Source organism: Sphingosinicella sp. SM1-17 (genome assembly GCF_056821765.1).
In genome coordinates, this window is record NZ_JBPDIO010000001.1 from 62,464 (window position 1) to 81,471 (window position 19,008).

At 63.5% G+C, this 19,008-nt stretch carries 21 protein-coding genes; 13 read left to right on the top strand and 8 right to left on the bottom strand.

Annotated elements, in window-relative coordinates; all coding sequences use genetic code 11:
* The first annotated feature begins 378 nt into the window (after positions 1 to 378).
* From ACRYLT_RS00315 to ACRYLT_RS00350, 8 genes are all read left to right on the top strand, one after another.
* Positions 379 to 594 (top strand): helix-turn-helix transcriptional regulator, encoded by a 216-nt coding sequence (locus ACRYLT_RS00315; RefSeq protein ID WP_482662119.1) that lies wholly within the window; start codon positions 379 to 381, stop codon positions 592 to 594.
* Positions 560 to 1,231 (top strand): hypothetical protein, encoded by a 672-nt coding sequence (locus ACRYLT_RS00320; RefSeq protein ID WP_482662120.1) that lies wholly within the window; start codon positions 560 to 562, stop codon positions 1,229 to 1,231. Before ACRYLT_RS00315 ends, ACRYLT_RS00320 begins: the two co-directional genes overlap by 35 nt.
* Positions 1,232 to 1,297: 66 nt before the next feature.
* Positions 1,298 to 2,239 carry a TraB/GumN family protein gene (locus ACRYLT_RS00325; RefSeq protein ID WP_482662121.1) on the top strand — a complete coding sequence of 314 codons (942 nt, stop codon included), beginning with the start codon at positions 1,298 to 1,300 and terminating at the stop codon, positions 2,237 to 2,239.
* 136 nt (positions 2,240 to 2,375) lie between these two features.
* Positions 2,376 to 3,026 (top strand): 50S ribosomal protein L25/general stress protein Ctc, encoded by a 651-nt coding sequence (locus ACRYLT_RS00330; RefSeq protein ID WP_482662122.1) that lies wholly within the window; start codon positions 2,376 to 2,378, stop codon positions 3,024 to 3,026.
* A 111-nt stretch (positions 3,027 to 3,137) separates the two neighbouring features.
* Positions 3,138 to 3,713 (top strand): aminoacyl-tRNA hydrolase, encoded by a 576-nt coding sequence (gene pth / locus ACRYLT_RS00335; RefSeq protein WP_482665364.1) that lies wholly within the window; start codon positions 3,138 to 3,140, stop codon positions 3,711 to 3,713.
* Between the two features lies 1 nt (position 3,714).
* On the top strand, positions 3,715 to 4,320 hold the full coding sequence (locus ACRYLT_RS00340) for a TIGR02466 family protein (RefSeq protein WP_482662123.1): 606 nt from the start codon (positions 3,715 to 3,717) through the stop codon (positions 4,318 to 4,320).
* 65 nt (positions 4,321 to 4,385) lie between these two features.
* Positions 4,386 to 5,372, top strand: coding sequence for an SDR family oxidoreductase (locus ACRYLT_RS00345; protein ID WP_482662124.1), 987 nt, complete (start codon positions 4,386 to 4,388; stop codon positions 5,370 to 5,372).
* Between the two features lie 13 nt (positions 5,373 to 5,385).
* Positions 5,386 to 5,733 carry a DUF4087 domain-containing protein gene (locus ACRYLT_RS00350; protein WP_482662125.1) on the top strand — a complete coding sequence of 116 codons (348 nt, stop codon included), beginning with the start codon at positions 5,386 to 5,388 and terminating at the stop codon, positions 5,731 to 5,733.
* Between the two features lie 18 nt (positions 5,734 to 5,751).
* Here the strand turns inward: ACRYLT_RS00350 and ACRYLT_RS00355 are convergent, their stop codons facing one another.
* Positions 5,752 to 8,190, bottom strand: a complete 2,439-nt coding sequence (locus tag ACRYLT_RS00355; RefSeq protein WP_482662126.1) for a zinc-dependent metalloprotease — start codon at positions 8,188 to 8,190, stop codon at positions 5,752 to 5,754.
* Positions 8,191 to 8,596: 406 nt separating this feature from the next.
* Positions 8,597 to 9,628 (bottom strand): vanadium-dependent haloperoxidase, encoded by a 1,032-nt coding sequence (locus ACRYLT_RS00360; protein WP_482662127.1) that lies wholly within the window; start codon positions 9,626 to 9,628, stop codon positions 8,597 to 8,599.
* A gap of 161 nt (positions 9,629 to 9,789) precedes the next feature.
* Between ACRYLT_RS00360 and ychF the strand changes: the two genes are divergently transcribed.
* A complete protein-coding gene (gene ychF, locus ACRYLT_RS00365) occupies positions 9,790 to 10,890 on the top strand; it encodes a redox-regulated ATPase YchF (RefSeq protein ID WP_482662128.1) in 1,101 nt (366 codons plus the stop codon).
* An 83-nt stretch (positions 10,891 to 10,973) separates the two neighbouring features.
* Here the strand turns inward: ychF and ACRYLT_RS00370 are convergent, their stop codons facing one another.
* Positions 10,974 to 12,776 carry a bifunctional metallophosphatase/5'-nucleotidase gene (locus ACRYLT_RS00370; RefSeq protein WP_482662129.1) on the bottom strand — a complete coding sequence of 601 codons (1,803 nt, stop codon included), beginning with the start codon at positions 12,774 to 12,776 and terminating at the stop codon, positions 10,974 to 10,976.
* 139 nt (positions 12,777 to 12,915) lie between these two features.
* Between ACRYLT_RS00370 and ACRYLT_RS00375 the strand changes: the two genes are divergently transcribed.
* Positions 12,916 to 13,368, top strand: a complete 453-nt coding sequence (locus tag ACRYLT_RS00375; RefSeq protein ID WP_482662130.1) for a MaoC family dehydratase — start codon at positions 12,916 to 12,918, stop codon at positions 13,366 to 13,368.
* Here ACRYLT_RS00375 and ACRYLT_RS00380 read toward each other — a convergent pair.
* The 5 genes from ACRYLT_RS00380 to petA form a co-directional block, all read right to left on the bottom strand.
* On the bottom strand, positions 13,365 to 13,919 hold the full coding sequence (locus ACRYLT_RS00380) for a hypothetical protein (RefSeq protein WP_482662131.1): 555 nt from the start codon (positions 13,917 to 13,919) through the stop codon (positions 13,365 to 13,367). The genes ACRYLT_RS00375 and ACRYLT_RS00380 overlap by 4 nt on opposite strands.
* Positions 13,920 to 14,080: 161 nt before the next feature.
* On the bottom strand, positions 14,081 to 14,620 hold the full coding sequence (locus ACRYLT_RS00385) for an adenine phosphoribosyltransferase (protein WP_482662132.1): 540 nt from the start codon (positions 14,618 to 14,620) through the stop codon (positions 14,081 to 14,083).
* Positions 14,621 to 14,636: 16 nt separating this feature from the next.
* Positions 14,637 to 15,551, bottom strand: a complete 915-nt coding sequence (locus ACRYLT_RS00390; RefSeq protein WP_482662133.1) for a cytochrome c1 — start codon at positions 15,549 to 15,551, stop codon at positions 14,637 to 14,639.
* A gap of 15 nt (positions 15,552 to 15,566) precedes the next feature.
* The gene (locus ACRYLT_RS00395) at positions 15,567 to 16,868 is read right to left on the bottom strand and encodes a cytochrome b (RefSeq protein ID WP_482662134.1); all 1,302 of its coding nucleotides are present in this window, start codon (positions 16,866 to 16,868) and stop codon (positions 15,567 to 15,569) included.
* Between the two features lie 11 nt (positions 16,869 to 16,879).
* The gene (gene petA, locus ACRYLT_RS00400) at positions 16,880 to 17,446 is read right to left on the bottom strand and encodes a ubiquinol-cytochrome c reductase iron-sulfur subunit (RefSeq protein ID WP_482662135.1); all 567 of its coding nucleotides are present in this window, start codon (positions 17,444 to 17,446) and stop codon (positions 16,880 to 16,882) included.
* Between the two features lie 227 nt (positions 17,447 to 17,673).
* On the opposite strand from petA, the gene ACRYLT_RS00405 reads away from it, so the two are divergent.
* The 3 genes from ACRYLT_RS00405 to ACRYLT_RS00415 all read left to right on the top strand — a co-directional run bounded on the left by ACRYLT_RS00405 (position 17,674) and on the right by ACRYLT_RS00415 (position 18,989).
* The gene (locus ACRYLT_RS00405; protein WP_482662136.1) at positions 17,674 to 17,916 is read left to right on the top strand and encodes a hypothetical protein; all 243 of its coding nucleotides are present in this window, start codon (positions 17,674 to 17,676) and stop codon (positions 17,914 to 17,916) included.
* 106 nt (positions 17,917 to 18,022) lie between these two features.
* Entirely contained in the window at positions 18,023 to 18,532 is a 510-nt protein-coding gene (locus tag ACRYLT_RS00410) for a hypothetical protein (protein WP_482662137.1), read from the top strand.
* A 10-nt stretch (positions 18,533 to 18,542) separates the two neighbouring features.
* Positions 18,543 to 18,989, top strand: a complete 447-nt coding sequence (locus ACRYLT_RS00415; protein ID WP_482662138.1) for a DUF421 domain-containing protein — start codon at positions 18,543 to 18,545, stop codon at positions 18,987 to 18,989.
* Positions 18,990 to 19,008: the final 19 nt, after the last annotated feature.

Here is a 19,008-nt window from a genome sequence, read left to right on the forward strand (position 1 = left end):
GCAGTGCAACAAAGATCACCTCTTGGCGCATGGTGCACTGGGGGTCAAGGAAGCCTGGAGGCGACCACCCGCCGGAGATTCCGTCCATCTCCAACGGCACTGGAGGGCACGCGAACGAGGCACGTAAGCTCCGGACGGCCGGGAATCGGGAAACCAGAGAACCCCGTTCGATCGACTGAACCAGTCGAAGAGCCTGTCACGTGTACATGACTGAATGTAATGTTCCCTTGACATCATCGACGAATCGGTTATGTGTCAGGTGTGCACGACATAGTGTCGTGTGTCTTTGACAGGAAGGCTGCCATGGACCGCCAGCACTTCTGCTCCACCATCTCCCGTCGGATCGGCGATTGAGGGCACGATGAGGGAGAGAAATGAATGAAGAATCGCCTCCGCGTCCTGCGCGCAGAGCGGAATTGGAGCCAGGCGGAGTTGGCGAGCAGGCTCGACGTGTCGCGACAGGCCATCAACGCGATTGAAACAGGCAAATACGACCCTTCGCTGCCGCTCGCCTTCAAGATTGCCCGGCTGTTCGAGATGAGGATCGAGGAGATTTTCGATGATGAAGTCGCTGGATCGAAGACCGATGGGTGAGACCGACGACCTCGGCCCGCCGCCGGCGTGGCGCTGGCTCAAGATCCTGGGCCTCTCCATTGCGACGCTCTTCTTCGCCGGGGTCGCGGCCGGCTTTCTCGCCGCGCATTTCGAAGACGGCCAGTCCTTCGGGGCCGTCGACGGATTCATTCTTCTCGGCGTCGCGATCCTCTTGGGAGGATGTATCTGGCTGTTGCTGCGCCTCGTTCGGCTGCCGGCTGGCAGCGAACCGCTCAGCCGGAAGGAGCGGCTCAACCGCAACATCTTGGTCGCTTCCGGCGCAACCGGTGCTGTGATGGCCGCCGTCGTCATGCTGGCCGGCGGCGAAGGCCTGGACCATTCCAGCCTGTTCGCAAGCACGCCGCTGCCTCCGTGGATCGCGCTCGCCATGATTGCGGTCACGGGCCTGCTCGTCCCCGCCATGTCGATCTACTGGCACCGCGAAGCCGTCGATGAGCAGGAAGCCGACGCCTACAAGACGGGAGCGCTTTACGGCATGTATGTCTATATGTTGGGCGCCCCGATCTGGTGGTTCGCCTGGCGCGGCGGCTTCGTCTCCGCTCCCAACGGCGTGGTCCTGTACTTTCTTACCGTCAGCACCGTCGGAGCCGTCTGGCTCTGGAAGAAATACCGCTGAGGGAGTGACCTGTCTGCTGTTTGATTTTCGCTTTTCTGATAATACTTTAGCTAACCGGGAGAACCAATGATGAAAAAGCTGCTACTTGCGGCCGCGCTGGCTTTCGCGCCCGCCGTCGCCTTTGCGCAACAGCCTGCCCAAGCAGTTCCGGCACCGACAGCGCGGGCACCCGTCGAGGACGCCGATCCGGCTTTGTGGGTGGTCCGCGACGAAGACACGACCATCTATCTGTTCGGTACCTTCCACCTCCTCGACGAGCGTCCCTGGTTCAACGACGAAGTTCGCACCGCCTTCGATGCATCCAACGAGCTGATCGTCGAGGTCATCCTTCCGGAAAGTCCGGCCGAACAACAGGCGCTAATGCAGCCGATCATCGCACGCTACGCAATCGATCCGCAGGGCCGGACGATCTCGGCCCGCCTGACGGAGGAACAGAATGCGACGCTCAATCGCGTCCTGTCTTCGCTCGGAGTACCGGCAGGTGCCTTTGACCGGATGGAGCCCTGGTTCGTGATGCTCACGCTCACCAATGCGGCGGCACTTCAGCTCGGACTCAACCCTCAGAACGGCCCTGAGGCCGTCCTCCGCCGCGCTGCGACGGAGCGCAACATCAGCCAAGGGCAGCTCGAAACCGTCGAAAGCCAGATTCAGATCTTCGACAACATACCCGAGGAGGATCAGATCAAGGGTCTCCGCGAGGCGCTCGACGATACGGACGAACTGCGTCGCAAGCTCGCGCCGATGCTAGAAGCCTGGTCGACCGGCAATGCCGAACGGCTCGCCGCCTTGATGAACGAGGATCTAACCGAAGACCGCACCCTTTATGATGCACTCTTCACCAACCGCAATGCGAACTGGGCGCGCTGGATCCAGGAGAGGATGAGCCGCCCGGGCACCGTGTTCATGGCCGTCGGCGCGGGTCATCTTGCCGGCCGCGGCAGCGTCCAGGACCAGCTGAGGGCGCTGAACATAGATTCGGAGCGGGTCCCGCACCACGAAGCGAACTGACTCCGCAGGCCTCCCGCCCGTTCCGTCACTTGCGCGAAGCCGCGGTCTACCATATAGGCCGCGGCTTCCTCGCTCATGGTCATCCCTGGAGGCGTGAGCGGGACTGTTTGGACAACCCGCAACTTGGAGACATGCAATGAGCGAACAGCTTACGCTGTCGGCCGAAACGCGTGATCGGGCTGGCAAGGGAGCCTCCCGAGTATTGCGTCGTCAAGGTCGCGTGCCCGCCGTCATTTACGGCAACAATGAAGAGCCGATGCCGATCCACGTCGAGGAGAAGGCGCTGGTTAAATTTCTCAACACCGGCCACTTCATGAACTCGGTGGTGATGATCGATGCCGGCGGCTCGACCACCCGCACGCTCCCGAAGGACGTTCAGTTTCACCCGGTGACCGATCGTCCGCTGCATGTCGACTTCCTCCGCATCAGCGAGCATGCGACCGTCACTGTCGCGGTTCCGATCCGATTCGTCGGAGAGGAAACCTGCCGCGGAATCAAGCGCGGCGGCGTTCTCAATGCGGTGCGCCACGAACTGGAGCTGGTCTGCGATGCGGCCGAAATCCCCGACGAAGTGGTGATCGATCTGACCGGCCTCGACATCGGCGATTCGCTTCATATCAGCCATGTCAGCCTCCCGCGCGGAACTTCCTCCGCGATCACGGACCGCGATTTCACCATCGCGACCATCGTCGCGCCTTCAGGCCTGAAGGCTGAGGCCGCCGAAGGCGAGGCTGCTTCCGCCGAAGTGCCGCTGGTCGGCGAGGACCAGGGCGACAACGAGGCTTAAGGGCCCTTGCCTTTCCGCTGGCTGGCCTCGCTCTTCGCGCCTCGTCGCGTGGAGGTTCATGGCCAGCCGGCGGATGCCCCGGAAGCGACCGACTGGGGGGAGTTCGAACCCGTGCAGATCTGGGTCGGCCTCGGCAATCCTGGCGCGCAATATGCCATGCACCGGCACAATGTCGGCTTCATGGTGGCCGACGCAGTCGCCGAAATCCACAATTTCGAACCTGCGAAGAAGGCCTTTCACGGCTGGGTTCGACAAGGCCGGATCGGTCAGAGCCGGGTCCTGATCCTCAAGCCCGCGACGTTCATGAACGAGAGCGGTCGCGCGGTCCGCTCCGCGATGGACTTCTTCAAGAAGCAAGCGAGCGACGTCACCGTCTTCTATGACGAGCTCGACCTTGCACCTTTCAAGGTGAAGGTGAAAACCGGCGGCGGAACTGCCGGGCATAATGGGATCCGCTCGCTCGACGCCCATATCGGCAACGGCTTCCGCCGCGTCCGGATCGGGATCGGCCATCCCGGGCACAAGGACAAGGTGACGGGCCATGTCCTTGGCAATTACGCGAAGGCCGAGCAGGAACGGCTCAGCGATCTCCTCGCCGCCATCGCCGCCGAGGCCGAATGGTTGGCCAGAGGCGACGACGCGCGTTTCATGAACGACGTCGCGCTCAGAATGCAGGATCAGGACTGAGTTGGCCGTCCGCTGCCTCTTCGCCACCCCCTTCTACGAAGGGACGCTGGATGCGCCCGAATTGCTGCACGATCTCCGGCAAGCCTGCCTGACGCTGGCCACCGACGACCAGGCGGGGCGACGCTGGTCGCGGGAGAACAATTATTGCGGCTATACGTCCTACGCTTCGCTCAACGACCTGCCGCTCCGCGACCCGAGTTTCGCCGAACTCGTGCGATTGCTCAATCGCCATGTCGCCGACTTCGCTTCACATTGCGCATTCGAGCTTGGCGGGCGGCGGCCGAAGCTGGACAGTCTCTGGGTGAATGTCCTCAGGCCCGGTGGCGCCCATAGCGGCCATATCCACCCGCACAGCATCATCTCCGGGACCGTCTATGTCGCCGTGCCTCGTGGCAGCGGGGCCTTGAAGCTGGAAGATCCGAGGCTGCCGCTGATGATGGCTGCTCCCCCGCGACGCTCCGACGCTCCGGAATCGCTTCGGACCTTTGTCTATGCCGAGCCGAGCGAGGGCGCGATCTTCCTCTGGGAAAGCTGGCTGCGACACGAAGTGGTGCCCGGTTCCGGCAAGAGCGAACGGATCAGCATCAGCTTCAACTACCGGCTCTAGCGCGCGTCTCCTCCTGTGCGGTAGGGAGCAAGGGAACTGGGTGACATTCCCCGAGGAGCCTTTCAATGACCGAATCACTCACCCGGCGTCAGCTGATTGGCGGCGCCACCGGCCTCGCAGTCCTTTCGGCCGCTCCGGCGGCAGCTCAGCCGCAATCGACCCTTCCCGACCTTACCGGCAAGTCGATCCTGATCACCGGGACCTCGTCGGGCTTCGGCCATATCGGAGCGCTGCTTTATGCGCGTGCGGGGGCCAAGGTGATAGCGACGATGCGAAACCTGCCTCGACCGGAAGCCGAGGCTCTTCGTGACTCGGCGCGCGACGAGCGGCTCGACCTGCATGTCGTCGAGATCGACGTCACGAAGGATGATCAGGTCGCTCGCGGAGTCGCGGAGGCGGAGTGGATCGCCGGCGGCGCCCTCGACGTGCTCGTCAACAATGCCGGCATTCCCTATTCAGGCCCGGTCGAGCTTCAGGACATGGCCGCGACTCAGGCGATGTTCGACACGAACCTGATGGGCTATCAACGCATGGCGCGGGCCGTGCTTCCGGCAATGCGCGAGCGTCGCTCCGGCCTGCTCGTGAACGTTTCCTCGCAGCTGGGCCGGATGGTGGTGCCCTTCGGCGGCATGTACTCGGCCACGAAATATGCCGTCGAAGCCTGGGCCGAGCAGCTTGCTTACGAGCTGGCCCCGCGCGGCGTAGAAGTGAGCATCGTGCAGCCCGGGGGCTATCCGACGAACATCTGGCCGAACCGGATCCGGCTCACTCGAGAGCTGATCGAAAGGAGTCCCGACCCGCTCAAAGCCGCCTATCCGGAGTTTCAGCTTCGCAATCCGAGTTCCGGCGGCGGCGGAACAACCGATCCGGCGGATGTACCGCGCGCAATCGCCGAAATCATCGCCATGCCCGCCGGTAGCCGGCCGCTGCGCCGCGCGGTTCATCCGGGGCCGCGACCCCACGAAGCGATCAACCGGGCCTCGGAGGAGGTTCAGCGGCAGGTGCTCAGCCGAGGTCCCTATGCGGCCTGGGCCGAGTCGGTGCTTGGCTGAACGGAGGCTTCGGATGCTCAAACTGGCCATTCTGATCGCGGCGCTCACCGCTACGTCCGCCCCGGCCGCGGAGCGACGCTGCGGATGGCTTCACAATCCGACTCCGGGTAATTGGTGGCTGGTCGACCGCGACGGTCAGTGGGTGCTGGGTACCCAGGGCCGCGAACCGGTTCCCGGCATGGAACAGCTCGGTGACATGAGCAGTCGAGGCTGGGTGCGGACGAATGGCAATTACGGCCATGGCTGCGCCTGCCTGACCATGTCGACGGATCGCCGATCGCAACGGGTGATTCAAGTGATCTCCGGCCGTTCGCTGCCGCTACGGCAGTGCCGTGCGGACCCGCGGCTGCCGCGTCCCTAGCTCCACCCTGCGCGCGCCCTATTCGTGGGCACCCCCGATCGGCATTCCGGGGGGAATTCGCGGCAGCCGGCGCTGGTCGGCGAGAGCGCGTTCCAGCGCTTCGCCGTCAGCAAGGAGTCGAGCCAGACCCCGACTCCAGTCGGAATGCAGTCCGGTGCCGGAAGTGCGGGCAAGCCGCCCGGCGAGGCGGTTCAACCGTTCGGACAAGGCGAGGGAGAGCGTCGGCGACAAAGCGGGATCCCGTTGGACGCGGGCAAGTGCCAAGGCCGTGGTTGTGGCCGTGCGACGCTGGGTTGCAGCGGCCGAGGATTCGAGCCCCGAGAAGGAGAAGACTCGCCCCACGAGCCGGTCGAGCAACTCGTCCGCGCCCGGAGCAGCCGGGTCCGCTTGATTCTGGAGTTCGAGCCGGTTCAAGCGTTCGGGCGCCAGCAGCCCCGTCAAAGTGACCATTGCGGCGACCTCGGTCGCGGCAAGAGGATCGAAGATCGGCCCGCCGGAGGTCGGCATGATCTCGATTTCGGTCTGCCGATCGGGGCCGCCCGACCAACCTGCGGAAAGTTGCGGAACCAGCGCCGGTGGGACGCTCAATGCGGACGGGGCGAGCGTGTCCAACAGGGCCTCCAGGGCCCTGCGCTGTTCGGCGGCCGGGACGACCCGCGCCATCTCCGTTCCATCACCGGCGACGGAGTAATGATAGTCGACTCCCCCGATCAGCTTTGCGGCCGCTTCGGTCTGGTAGCGATGAAGGAGCCAGATCGGAACAAAGGCGCGGCGGAGCTGCGAAACCGGCTCGCCGACCGGCAGCGCGCCCGGTCCGAACCGGGCGACCGCGACGCTTCGAACCTCCATCATCCGGCGTAGCTCCGCGATCGGATCCGCGAAGTCGTCCCACAGGCTGCCGATCGGGTGGGCAGCATCAGCCGGACGCGCATCGGCGTCGCCGACAAAGCGCAGTCCTTCGGCGATAGCCGCGCGCATTCGTGGTTCAGCTTCGGCGTCGGTGCGGGCGCCGTAGAGCCAGTCGACAGCGAAAGTATCCCAGCGGCCAAGCCCGACGCCATAAGCGTCCGAAAGGTCCGGCACGCCATTTTCGAGTCGGATGCGCGGGGCAGGATAATCCATGACCGAATAGCGCCCCTGGATGCTTCCGGCGAAGTTGTGAGCGAGGCCCAGAGCGTGGCCCACCTCATGAGCGGCAAGCTGCCTTATCCGTGCCAGAGCCGCGGTCACAGGATCATTGGTCCCGCCCGATCCGGTCAGGTTCGCACCCACGAGAGCCTGGAAGATCAGCATGTCCTGCCGGACTCGGAGCGACCCGAGCAGCACCTGTCCCTTGATGATCTCGCCTGTGCGCGGATCCTCGATCACCTGCCCGTAGGACCAGCCTCGAGTGGCGCGGTTGACCCAGTTGACGACGTTGTATCGAATATCGAGCGGGTCGATTCCCTCGGGAAGCATTTCCACCCGGAAGGCATCGATGAACCCGGCCGCTTCGAACGCCTCGCGCCACCAGCCCGTCCCTTCGAACAGCGCGGTCCGGATCGGCTCCGGCGCGGCCGTGTCGATATAGAAGACGATGGGGCTGCGTACGCGCGATCTCGGTGCCCCCGGATCGACCTTCTCCAGCCGGAAGCGATTGGCGAGTTCGTAGACGACGGAGCGGCCGAGCGGCGCTGCGAAATCGACCACCTGCGAGCCGAAGGTTCCGGCGCGCGGATCGAAGCGCCGCGGTTCGTATCCCGGTTCGGGCAGAGCGATCAGGGAATGGCGGACAATGAAGCTGAGATTGCCGTTCACCGGCGAGATGTTGTTCACTTCCGTCTGCGGCTGGGCCGAAGTGAAAGTGAGCCTCGACTGAAGTTCGATATTGCGCGGGAAGACGCGCACGAAATTGGGATCGGCGACAGAGAGATCGGACGACAATCGGAACTCGCCGCCACCGCCGCCTCTGATCGCATCGGCAATTCCCATGTCGTCGCGCGTGAGAAAGCCCGAAATGTCGACGAGCAGCCGCCCGTCGCCCGTTTCCGCGGCAATCTCGCCCATCCAGATCGTGGAGTAAGCGAAGGAGCGGCGCACTCCGGCTTGCTCCTGGACGGACCCGCCACCGGCGCGGAACCGAGGATTTTCGACCTCCGCCACGACCCGTTTTCCGACGCGACGGAATACGAGCAGGCGAGATCCGCGCGACAGGGCTCGGTCGAGCCCGATCGGTGCCGAGCCGAGACCGGTTTCGAGTGCCGACACATAGATGAAGCGCCCTGAAATTCCCTCCGAATCCGGCGCAGGAAGCGAAAGAAGGATCCGCCCTCCTCGCTGGTCGACATGAACCGGCAGCAGCCCCTGCCGAGCGACCGTATTCTGGAGCACCTGCTGGGAGCTCTGCTGAGCCGATGCCGGAATCGGCGCAAGGCCGATCGCGAGCGAAAGCGCCAGTGACGACAGAACAGGCTTCATCGGCATCCCCCTTTTCGGGGACCCTAGGCAAGCCCTTCGGCGCTGTCGAGACGAGGTCTCGAACCCGTCCAATGCCCATTCTTCCGAGGAACATGGGCGACGCGGTCAGATCACCTGCGAATCGCTTATGGCCACGGCACGGGTTGCCTCGGGCTCGACCTAACTTCTCCGACGGCGCGAAATGGCGCGCGGCAGCGGCTGCATGACGTTCCGGAGCGCCATTCGGGCAATTCGGCGCCCCATCCCCTCCCCTGCCTCATTGGAGAAGCGAAAATGTACCCCGCCGAACGTTCGAGAGTGGTTCACCTCCCTGACCCAGTCATCCCAACTTGGCAGCACCTGGACGGCGCTGTTGGAAATGGAACGCGAACTGACCCGCACTCCATGCGGCGGCCGAGGACCGACTTCAGCCGTCATGACTTTCGGCGATCGCTCCAGCACTGCTGCAATGAGCGCAGGGATATTCGGGATGGTTCGGAGTCGCGATCAATGGCTCCCACCCCGGCTCCGCCTCGGTAGCCGGGTTGCCGTCGAACTCGCCGTTGCGGATCGCGGTGATCGGACGCCAGAAATTGTAGTGCAGCTTGGCCTCGCCGGTGGCCATGCCGGCGTCATCGAGCACCATTCCGATCAGGGTGAAGAGGCGGGCATTCGCCACAGGCGCACGGCCGGGAGCATCGGCAGCATAGCGCAGCGAAGGCATCATGTCCGGAGTGATCCTGTAACGCGCCATCAGCGTCTGGTGAGGTGTCCGTGCTCGGCTCACGCGCCCGCCGAGGCGCCGAACCTCTTCATAGTCGCGCGCCCAGCGATCGCTATCGAGATCGGGCGGAGGCGCTGGACGCACCGAATCGGCTCTCGGCAGTATCCACGGCCGGAACGCCACCATGTAAGGCTGGATCACGGGCAATTGGGTGGCAACCCACTGCCCGGGAGCCGCACGTGGTTGGTATGGCCTCTGGACGACGGTCGGATCGATAGTGCCGGCAGCGATCGCCGCTCGAGCCGCCGCTTCGCCGATCATCCGCCCCGAATCCCGCCTTGCCGGATCGGGGATTGCTTCCATTGCGATGTTGTAATTCTCTTCGAGTGCGGATCGTTGCGCCGGATAATAGTGGAGCAGCACAGTGTGCGCCGCGGTCACTGCCGCCGCGTCTTGCGAGGCGGTCGGATCGCCCTGCGGGAAGTCGAGATAGGACCGATAACGGCGGTCGATGGCGTTCAGGGCCTCAAACATCGCGAGGGCTACTCGGGTCTGGGCCCGCGCCAGCTCGGGATGGCCGGCGCCAGCCGCAGCGCCCCCCGCGGTCATTCCCCCTGCCCCCACGGCCGCGATACGTTGGCCGAAGTCGATCCATTCGCAAATCGTGTCGGCCCTGGCGGAATGAGCCGAGGCCAGCAGAGCAAACGCGCACGTCGATATGAGGAACAGGCGCATGTTCTATCCTTTCGAGTCGAACATCCTAGCTTACTTTACCACATCTAGGCTGCCTGCCTGCCATCCCGATCTTGCGTTGCTGGAATTTGCCTGTCGCGGACGCTAGGACGCGCGCAGGCACGTTTTCCCTTCTCGGGCGCTCGCCATTTCCAGGAGTAAAAATGGGTTTTCGATGTGGAATCGTGGGCCTGCCGAATGTCGGCAAGTCCACCCTGTTCAACGCTCTGACGGAGACCGCGGCGGCACAGGCGGCCAACTATCCGTTCTGCACGATCGAACCCAATGTCGGCCGAGTTGCCGTTCCTGACCCACGTCTCGACCAGATCGCGCAAATCGCCAGGTCGGCTCAGGAGATCCAAACTCAGCTCGAATTCGTCGATATTGCCGGGCTGGTTCGAGGCGCCTCCAAGGGGGAAGGACTGGGCAATCAGTTTCTCGCCAATATTCGAGAGGTCGACGCGATAATTCACGTCCTTCGCTGCTTCGAGGACGGCGACGTCACCCATGTTGAGGGCCGGGTCGATCCGGTCGCCGACGCCGAAACGGTCGAGACCGAACTGATGCTCGCCGATCTCGAGAGCCTCGAGAAGCGCGTTCCGAACCTCGTCAAGAAGGCTCAGCAGGGCGACAAGGAAGCCAAGGTTCAAGCATCGGTGCTAGGACAGGCGCTGGATCTTCTGCGGGAGTCGAAGCCTGCCAGGCTTACTCAGCCGAAGGACGAAGAGGAAAAGAAGGCTCTTGAGCGGGCGCAGCTGCTGACCGCCAAGCCGGTGCTCTACGTCTGCAATGTCGACGAGAGCGACGCTTCCTCCGGTAACGCGCACAGCGCGCGAGTCGCCGAGAAGGCCGCGGCGGAAGGCGCGAAAGCCGTCGTCATCTCGGCCGCGATCGAGGCCGAGATCGCCACCATGCCTGCCGAAGACAGGATCGACTTTCTCAAGGACCTCGGACTGGAGGAAACCGGCCTCTCGCGAATCATCCGCGCAGGCTACGACCTTCTCCATCTCATCACCTTCTTCACGGCCGGTCCCAAGGAAGCCCGCGCCTGGACGGTCGAGAAAGGCGCCAAGGCGCCGCAGGCGGCGGGCGTGATCCACTCCGATTTCGAACGCGGGTTCATCCGCGCGGAGACGATCGCCTTCGATGATTATGTCGCCTGCGGTGGTGAAACCGGGGCCAAGGAAGCCGGCAAGATGCGCGCCGAGGGCAAGGACTATGTTGTCCAGGATGGCGACATCATGCTGTTCCGATTCAACGTTTGATGGCGGCGATCGGGCTGGGGCGTCGTCGCATTCGTCCAATCAGATGAGCAAAGGCGGCCAGACCCCGCAACGGCGGCGCAGCCTTACCGGCTCGGCGAAGAAGCCGGAGCGTCGAGCCTCGTGATCCGGTTCGGCGTGGGGGGCGATAGTCGGCCGGTGGCGGTGAGATAGGCTTCCAGCGCGTCCAGGTCCTGAGGCCCTCCTAGGACGTCGGTTCCTTCGCGAAAGACGGTGAAATTGTCGCCACCGCTGGCAAGGAAGCTGTTCATCGTCACCCGGTAGGTCGCATCATCACGGATCGGCTCGCCATTGAGTTTGAGATCCAGGATCCGCTGCCCCTCGGGCCGGCTCAGGTCGTAGCTGTAGGTGAGACCGCGCGAGGGCATAAGCATGTTCGGCCGTTCAACGCTGTTCCAGCCGCTGGCAAACTGCTGCTCGAGCAGCTGCTCGATCTGCGCGCCCGTAAAGGTTTTGACGACCAGATTGTTGCCGAACGGCTGCGCCGCGTAGATTTGCCCGTAGGTGATGCTCCCATCCTCAGCCGGAACGAGCTCGGCGCGTACGCCGGAGCCGTTCATGAAGGCGATCTGAGCACCACCGGCTTCGGGGCGGCTCGTTGCAGCGAGTTGTGCATCGGCGATCAGGTCCCCGGCTACGGTTTCCCCGGCCGGGGTCGGTGAGCGGTCGGCCGGCGCGGCAAGATAGCCGACGACTCGCGCTGCAAGCGGAGCCGCCGCCACGGAATAGCGGTCGATCAGCGCCGACACGGTCGGATCGGGATCGAATTTCGGGAAAAGATCGCTGAGCGCCACTTCGCCCCAGCTCCCGCGGAAGGGTTCGCCCTGGACGATGACATTGCGCGCATTGCGCCTGACCACGCCACGTTCCGGATCGATGGCCAGGTCGATATCGGTCAGCAATGTGCCGTAGCGCCCGCCACTGGTCACCAGGAATCGCCGCTCGGGATCGACCGTCGAATAGTCACAGATGTAGGAATTGTGGGTATGCCCGGAGACGACCAGGTCAACGGCCGGGTCGAGGCGCTCCAGGATCGGCCTCAGGTCGCCTTCCAATGTGTCGCAGCCCGGCACCGGAGGAGCGATCGATTCCGCAGAGGCATAACGCGGATCGGGCTGGAAACCCCCCTGGTGAATCAGGACCACGATCGCGTCGGCGCCTTCGCGGCGAAGCCTCGGCACGAGCGCATTCACCGTCCCGGCTTCATCCTCGAATCGGAGCCCCGCGACACCGGATGGAGTGACGAGGGTCGGCGTGTCTCGCAATGTCATGCCGATGAAGGCCACTCGGACCTGCCGGTTGCCTTCGCCGAAGCTCTTGATGCCGTAAGCCGGAAGCAGCGTCTCGCCGGTTTCCGTCCGAACATTTGCTGCGAGGATGTTGAAACGCGCACCGGGGAAAGGTTCCAACTGGCAGGGCTGGCCAGACGTATGTTGCTCACATCCCCCGCGCTGAATGCGAAGGAGTTCTTCGCGCCCACGATCGAACTCGTGATTGCCGACGGCATTATAGTCCACCTGCATCAAGTTCATGGCATGAATGGTCGGCTCGTCCAGGAACATCGAGGAGAGCAGCGGCGAAGCGCCGATCATGTCTCCCGCCGAGACGGTGACGTTGTTCGGGTTTGCGGAACGCAACTGCGCCATGGCGGAAGCGAAATATGCCGCTCCGCCGGCAGGAACTCGGACCGGTTCTGCAGCACCCTCGACCGGAACCGCGACAGCCTGACGGGGCGGCTCGAGGTTGCCGTGGAAGTCGTTGAAGGCAATGATCTTGACGCTGACGGGATCGCTCGACCGGTCGACCGTGCGCGGCGTTGCGCAGGCGGCAAGCGAAAGAATAAGCGCGAACGAAAGGTGAATGCGCATGATTGCCCCGCTGTTCAAATGCGGCGGCTGTCTGGCACGGGCGGCGCCGATTGTCATCCCGGCAGGAGCGATAGCCAGCAATTGATTTCCTCCGCACTGCCGGCAAAGGAAGGGTTGGCCGGCAGGCGAGGAGGAAGTTGTGCTTTATTTCGAAGATCTGGAGATCGGCCGCGAAACCTATTTCGGCAGCTACGACGTGACGCGCGAGGAGGTGCTGGAATTCGCGAGTAAGTATGACCCGCAGCCTTTCCACCTCTCCGACGAGGAGGCGGCCAAGACGCATTTCGGTCGGCTCGCCGCGAGCGGCTGGCACACCTGCGCCATGACGATGGCGACGATCGTTCGCCATTTCGCGAAGGAGCCCCAGGCTGGCCTCGGGTCACCCGGTGTCGACGAACTCAGATGGCTCAAGCCAGTCTACCCCGGCGATACGCTACACGTTCGCGGCAAGATCGTCGAAAAGACGCCTTCGCGAAGTCGACCGGAAATGGGCACCTTCCGAACGGAGACGACTGTCACTAACCAGGACGAGATGCCGGTGATGCGCTTCACCTCAATCGTCATGATCCGACGTCGTCCGCCGACCGACTAGTCGCGTCGAGCGCGGCGATCCTCCCGGCGCAGCTCCCGCATATTTCGCCGCAGGTCCCGTCGATACTCGCGACGTTCCTGGCGCAGTTGCTCGCGATCGATCTCCCCCTGCCGGGAACGGCGCATGTCGGACCGCCACTGGCGGCGGAACTCCCCGTCGTCCGATCGGCGTTCCTGTCGGAAGTCGCGCCAATTCTCGCGGAAGTCGCGCCGATCTTCCCGCCGGTCGCCGCGGTCGCGCCAGTAGCTCCGGCGCTGTGACCAATAGTAACGCTGACGATCGTTCCAGCGGTGCGGCCGCCGCCAGCGATCGTACACGTAGTAACCGGTTCCAGGATAATAATAGCCATCGTACCAGCCCCAATAGGGGCTGCTGCGATAGTAGCCCCAATAGGCGTCCTGGTACGGATCGTACCAGGGATCATAATAGTTGGAACCGAAGCCTACCGAAACTCCGCCATATCCATAGCCATAATCGTCATAGGCCGTGCAGGCGCTGAGGCTGGTGGCCGCCAGGAAGATGAAGGGGATGCGGCCGAGAGGCAGGTACATGAGGACGTCTCCCGAAGAGCAGAGCGCAGCGGTCGGGCACGACGTTCCCCAGGCCGCCGTGCCCCGATATCGCTAACGCTTCAGGTGCTCCGGCGTTCCTACGCCGTAACGATGGGTTGGTGGGCACGAGCCGGTCTCGGCCGACTCCGCGCGAGCGACGACTAGTCGCCTTCGAACTCTACAAGCGCGTGGACTGCAAACCCCTCCGCCTTGAGCCGGGCCGATCCGCCGAGATCGGGCAGGTCGATGATGAAGCCCGCACCGACCAGACTGGCACCGGTCCGGCGAATGAGCCGAACCGCGGCAAGCGCGCTCCCACCGGTCGCGATCAGATCGTCTGCCAGCCAGACCTGCGAACCCGGCGCGCAGGCATCGACATGCATGGTCAGGCGATCGCTGCCATATTCCAGTGCATAATCTTCGGCGATCGTTTTCCCCGGGAGCTTGCCGTCCTTGCGGATCAGCAACAATCCCGTGCCGAGCCGCTGCGCGAGTGCGGCAGCGACGATGAAACCGCGTGCCTCGATGCCGGCGACGAGATCAGGCTTATCCTCGATGTGGAAGGCCAGTCGTTCGATCGCCGCGGCGAAGCCTCGAGCGTCGAGGAGTAGCGTCGTAACGTCCCGAAACTGGATGCCCGGCCTCGGGAAATCCGGGATGGTACGGATCAGCGCCTTCAGATCGTCATTGCTGCCGATCATCGGGCGCCGTCCGGACCTAGCTGTTCACGCCGGCTTCGCGATCCGCGGCCTCGCGCTTGGCGATATTCTCGGGGTCGAGCGGTCCGGTAACCCGAACCGTTCGCTTAGCCGTCGCCCAGACATTCTTGTAGGATAGATAGGCGAGCACGGTGGCGAAGATCAGGAAGGCAAGAGCCATCCAGCCCGAGGCATGACGCTCTTCCAGCTTCGGCTCCGCGGTCCAGGCGAGGAAAGCGGAAACATCCTGAGCCATCTGTTCGCGCGTTGCCGGCGTTCCGTCGGCATAGGTCACCTGTCCGTCGGCAGTGATCGGCGGCGGCATCGCGATATTCAGGTTCGGAAAGTAGGGATTGTAATAGAGCCCCTGCCCCGGTCGGTTCTCCGCCGGCAGGTCGGCAGGCGGATCCTGATAGCCGGTCAGCAGCGACGCCACGTAGGGCGCGCCTTCCTCGCGAGCCTTGACTACGAGAGACAGATCAGGGGGCAGAGCATTGTTGTTGGCCGCCCGAGCCGCCGTCTCGTTCGGATAGGGATCAGGGAAGCGATCGGCCGGAAGCGCCTTGCGGGTCGTCGCTTCGCCGGTTTCCGGATTGATGTCCGGAACCTGGATCGGCCACTGGTCCGCAATGGCCCGAACTTCTGCCTCGCTGTAGCCGAGATCTTCAAGGTTGCGGAACGCGACCTGGTTCAGTCCATGACAGGCGGCGCAAACTTCCCGGTAGACCTGGAAGCCTCGTTGCAGCTGCTGCTCGTCATATTGACCGAGAGGCCCGTCGAACGAAAAGTCGATGTTGCGGGCGTGCTTGTGAAACCGGTGCTCGACCGTCTCCTGCGGCGGCTCACTGATGTAGGCGACGACGCCCCACAGCAGCGACCAGGCGGCAACACCGACGAAGCCGAGACCGACCAGAAAGCCCAGAATTCGAACCATGACCGTCTCGTCCCCTTACTCGGCCGGCGCCGGCGTCGGCTTAACGCCGATCGGTGCGGCTTCCGCTTCCTCGCCATGCAGCACGCTTTCCGAGATCGAATTGGGAAGCGGCAACGTGCGTTCGACCACCGACAGGATCGGCAGGATGATGAGGAAGTGCGCAAAATAATACATGGTCGCCAGCTGGCTGATCATCACATAGGGCTCCTCGGCGGGCATGCCGCCGCAGAAGCCGAGCACCAGCACGTCGAGCACCAGGATCCAGAAGAAGATCTTGAAGGTGGGGCGATAGCTGCCCGAACGCACCGGCGACTTGTCGAGCCAGGGCAGGAAGAAGAGCAGCAGGATCGATGCGAACATCGCCAGCACCCCCCACAGCTTCGCCGGAAGGATGAAGTCCACGGTGAAGGCACGAAGGATCGCGTAGAAGGGCCAGAAATACCATTCAGGGACGATATGCGCCGGTGTCGAGAGCGGATTTGCCGGGATGTAATTGTCCGCGTGCCCCAGATAATTGGGCAGGAAGAAGAGCATGATCGAGAAGGCGATCAGGAACAGCCCCGCTCCGAACCCGTCCTTGGCCGTGTAATAGGGATGGAAAGGCAGGGTGTCCTGCGGGGTCTTGACGTCCACGCCGGTCGGGTTGCCGGAACCCGGAATGTGCAGCGCCCAGATGTGCAGGATAATCACACCGGCGATGACGAACGGAAGCAGATAGTGGAGCGAGAAGAAGCGAGTCAGGGTCGGCTGGTCCGGCGCGTAGCCGCCAAGCAGCCACTCCTGGATCGGCTGACCAATGACCGGGATCGCCCCGAACAGTCCGGTGATCACCTTGGCGCCCCAGAAGCTCATCTGCCCCCAGGGAAGCACATAACCCATGAAGGCCGTCGCCATCATCAGCAGGAAGATGACGAGGCCGAGCATCCAGACCATCTCGCGGGGCGCCTTGTAGGAGCCGTAATAAAGGCCGCGGAAAATGTGGATGTAGGTGACGATGAAGAAGAAGCTCGCGCCGTTGGCGTGGGCATAGCGCAGGAACCAACCCTGGTTCACGTTGCGCATGATATGCTCGACCGAGTTGAAGGCGGTATCGGCATTGGCGTTGTAGTGCATCGCAAGGACGATGCCGGTGACGATCTGGATCACCAGCGCCAACCCGGCCAGCACGCCGAAATTCCAGAAATGGTTCAGGTTGCGCGGCACCGGGTAGCCGCCGCCGACCGAGCCCCAGACGAGGCGCGGAAGCGGCAGCCGCTCATCGAGCCAGCGCATGAACGGGCTCTTGGGTTTATATTCTTCCGCCCAGGGAAAGCTCATCTCAGTCTTCCTCAGCCGATCCGCACGGTGGTGGGAGAGGTGAACGAATATTCCGGCACTTCAAGGTTGGTGGGCGCCGGGCCTTTGCGGATTCTCCCCGCCGTGTCGTAGTGTGAGCCATGGCAGGGACAGAAATAGCCGCCATATTCGCCGCGATTCTCGCCTTCCGCCGCACCCAGCGGAACGCAGCCGAGATGGGTGCAGACACCCAAAGTGATCAGCCAGTTCACCCGTCCGTCGACGGTGCGGTCGGTCAGCGTCTGCGGATCCCGCAACTCGCCAAGGCTGACGGAATTGGCGGCCTGGATCTCCTGGGGAGTCAGGTTGCGGATGAAGATCGGCTGCTTGCGCCAGATCGTCTTGATCGCCTGCCCCGGCTGGATCTGCGAGATGTCGACGTCGATCGACGCGAGCGCAAGCACGTCGGCCGACGGGTTCATCTGGTTGATCAGCGGATAGAGCAGAGCCGCGCCACCGACGCCGGCCGCGCTCACCGCGGCGATGTTGATGAAGTCGCGGCGCCGAACGCCGTCGCTGGCCGTTGCGGCCGTTCCTTCGGTATGTTCAACCGTCGCCATAATGTCCTTCAGCGATTTCGAACCGGTAATCGGATTCCGCCCCCTGCTTAGGGCCGGGCGGCCCTGGCGGCTCGGCGCGCCTGATAGCCGCGCGGCAAGCCTTTTGCCAACCGTCATTTTGACGGGGCTGTGACGACGGCGGGCAGCTTCAGTCCAGCGCCCCTTCGCCGCGCCTGGGGAACGCCTCGTTCCGTCCGCCGTTCGGACGTGAAACGAAGGAGGAAGGAATGCGGATCAGCTTCGCAACCGCCGTCGCAGCCGGGCTTTTGCTCACCGCCTGCGACGGCGGCCAGACCGTGACCACAAACGCCGAGGAAGCACTCAACGACGAATTTCAACCGGTGGCCCCGTCCCAGGGCGGCGAGGGGGCGGCCGGCAATGGCGTGAATGCCGCAGCTCCCGTAGGGCAGACTGGCGGTATGGACAGTTCAAGCGGCGGCGCGTCGGGACAGAGCGGCAACGGGATGTAGGGAGGTCCTCCCCCACAATTGCAGCCGCGGACCCTCACCACCTCCAGAAGAGTCATTCAGAGGCCGAACCTGAAGCGCTTTGATCAATTCCGGAGGAGATGACAGAATGTCGGACAAGACTGCGCATGCCGGTCTCGACCTTCCGGAAGGGATCGAGAATGAGCGACTGGACCTTTGGCTTCACCGTATCGGCTGGAGCATCATCTCCATCATCCTGATCGCCGCGGTAGCGGGACTGCTGGGACCAGGGCCGCTCAGCTCTCGATCTGTGGAGGTGCCGAATCTGCGAATCGGCTATGACGGCTTCACTCGCTATCATTCGCCGGCCGAACTCCGGATCGCCGCCATTCCGCCCGTCGGTGCCGATCGGATCCAGCTCTACCTCAGCCGCGATTTTCTCGATTCCGTGGAGCTCGAATCGATCCTTCCCGAGCCCGAGCGTGTGGAGATCGGCGCCGAAGGGCACACTTTCGCCTTTGCGGCTCCCAATCTGGCTGGTGGGGAGGCGGCGATCGTCATCCACTACCGACCAGACCGGACGTTGCGGACCATCACAGGGTCGGTCGGTCTCGAGGAGGCGCCGCCGGCGCGTTTCGAGCAGTTCGTCTTTCCCTGAGGTGCCTGCAATGGACTCGGTCGTCCGTGCCTTGGTCACCTACATCTTCCTCCTCCTCGTGTTTCGAGTCGCCGGAAAGCGTTCGCTCGCCGAGATGTCGAACTTCGAACTGGTGATATTGCTGATCATCAGCGAGACGACTCAGCAGGCGATGATCGACGACGATCATTCGATGACCAATGCCGCCATCGCGATTCTGACCCTCGTCGGGGCGGGTATCCTGATGAGCACGGTGAAGGAGCGATTTCCCTTCTTCCAGCGGCTGACAGCCGGAGCGCCGCTGCTTCTGATCGAGAATGGCGAAGTCATGCACGAGCGACTCCTGCATTCGCGAATTGGCCTTGATGAAATCATGGCTGCGGCTCGAAGCAGCCACGGCCTTGAACGGCTGGCGGAAATCAAGCACGCCATCCTGGAAACGGGCGGCCGGATATCGATCATTCCCAAGCGGGACTAGGCTGGTCGCGATCAACTCG

What these genes read in the sequence shown, in the direction of transcription:
- ACRYLT_RS00380 (WP_482662131.1), bottom strand. Translation starts at nt 13,919, where the DNA reads ATGTACCTGCCTCTCGGCCGCATCCCCTTCATCTTCCTGGCGGCCACC.
- ACRYLT_RS00355 (WP_482662126.1), bottom strand. Translation starts at nt 8,190, where the DNA reads ATGAAGCCTGTTCTGTCGTCACTGGCGCTTTCGCTCGCGATCGGCCTT.
- ACRYLT_RS00390 (WP_482662133.1), bottom strand. Translation starts at nt 15,551, where the DNA reads ATGGTTCGAATTCTGGGCTTTCTGGTCGGTCTCGGCTTCGTCGGTGTT.
- ACRYLT_RS00350 (WP_482662125.1), top strand. Translation starts at nt 5,386, where the DNA reads ATGCTCAAACTGGCCATTCTGATCGCGGCGCTCACCGCTACGTCCGCC.
- ACRYLT_RS00330 (WP_482662122.1), top strand. Translation starts at nt 2,376, where the DNA reads ATGAGCGAACAGCTTACGCTGTCGGCCGAAACGCGTGATCGGGCTGGC.
- petA (WP_482662135.1), bottom strand. Translation starts at nt 17,446, where the DNA reads ATGGCGACGGTTGAACATACCGAAGGAACGGCCGCAACGGCCAGCGAC.
- ACRYLT_RS00360 (WP_482662127.1), bottom strand. Translation starts at nt 9,628, where the DNA reads ATGCGCCTGTTCCTCATATCGACGTGCGCGTTTGCTCTGCTGGCCTCG.
- ychF (WP_482662128.1), top strand. Translation starts at nt 9,790, where the DNA reads ATGGGTTTTCGATGTGGAATCGTGGGCCTGCCGAATGTCGGCAAGTCC.
- ACRYLT_RS00370 (WP_482662129.1), bottom strand. Translation starts at nt 12,776, where the DNA reads ATGCGCATTCACCTTTCGTTCGCGCTTATTCTTTCGCTTGCCGCCTGC.
- ACRYLT_RS00385 (WP_482662132.1), bottom strand. Translation starts at nt 14,620, where the DNA reads ATGATCGGCAGCAATGACGATCTGAAGGCGCTGATCCGTACCATCCCG.
- ACRYLT_RS00415 (WP_482662138.1), top strand. Translation starts at nt 18,543, where the DNA reads ATGGACTCGGTCGTCCGTGCCTTGGTCACCTACATCTTCCTCCTCCTC.
- ACRYLT_RS00410 (WP_482662137.1), top strand. Translation starts at nt 18,023, where the DNA reads ATGTCGGACAAGACTGCGCATGCCGGTCTCGACCTTCCGGAAGGGATC.
- ACRYLT_RS00315 (WP_482662119.1), top strand. Translation starts at nt 379, where the DNA reads ATGAAGAATCGCCTCCGCGTCCTGCGCGCAGAGCGGAATTGGAGCCAG.
- ACRYLT_RS00320 (WP_482662120.1), top strand. Translation starts at nt 560, where the DNA reads ATGATGAAGTCGCTGGATCGAAGACCGATGGGTGAGACCGACGACCTC.
- ACRYLT_RS00325 (WP_482662121.1), top strand. Translation starts at nt 1,298, where the DNA reads ATGATGAAAAAGCTGCTACTTGCGGCCGCGCTGGCTTTCGCGCCCGCC.
- ACRYLT_RS00345 (WP_482662124.1), top strand. Translation starts at nt 4,386, where the DNA reads ATGACCGAATCACTCACCCGGCGTCAGCTGATTGGCGGCGCCACCGGC.
- ACRYLT_RS00405 (WP_482662136.1), top strand. Translation starts at nt 17,674, where the DNA reads ATGCGGATCAGCTTCGCAACCGCCGTCGCAGCCGGGCTTTTGCTCACC.
- ACRYLT_RS00395 (WP_482662134.1), bottom strand. Translation starts at nt 16,868, where the DNA reads ATGAGCTTTCCCTGGGCGGAAGAATATAAACCCAAGAGCCCGTTCATG.